Source organism: Geobacillus sp. ZGt-1 (assembly GCF_001026865.1).
In the GTDB taxonomy this organism is placed as follows: domain Bacteria; phylum Bacillota; class Bacilli; order Bacillales; family Anoxybacillaceae; genus Geobacillus; species Geobacillus thermoleovorans.
Window position 1 is genome coordinate 1 of sequence record NZ_LDPD01000050.1, and the last position, 221, is coordinate 221.

Here is a 221-nt window from a genome sequence, read left to right on the forward strand (position 1 = left end):
CTGTGGTCTTTCCGCGACCGAAGAAGCTCCAGCCCGGTGGAGAGGTTTTGTCGGGATTCGGCGATGCTGTACACGCAGGCCAACAGCACCACCGCCCAATACCGTTTCACCGCCCGAATGTGGCGAACGCGGTATCCATCCAGCTTCAGTTGATCTTTCGCCTGCCGGAAAAAGCACTCGATCGTCCAGCGCTGGGCGTAGTAACGCAAGATGTCTTCGTC

Annotated in this window: 1 protein-coding gene; it reads right to left on the reverse strand. The window is 58.4% G+C overall.

Going from position 1 to position 221, the window contains the following annotated elements; translation table 11 throughout:
* Positions 1-221: transposase (locus VU18_RS15400; protein ID WP_047758427.1), on the reverse strand; the 221-nt coding region annotated here is incomplete at both ends.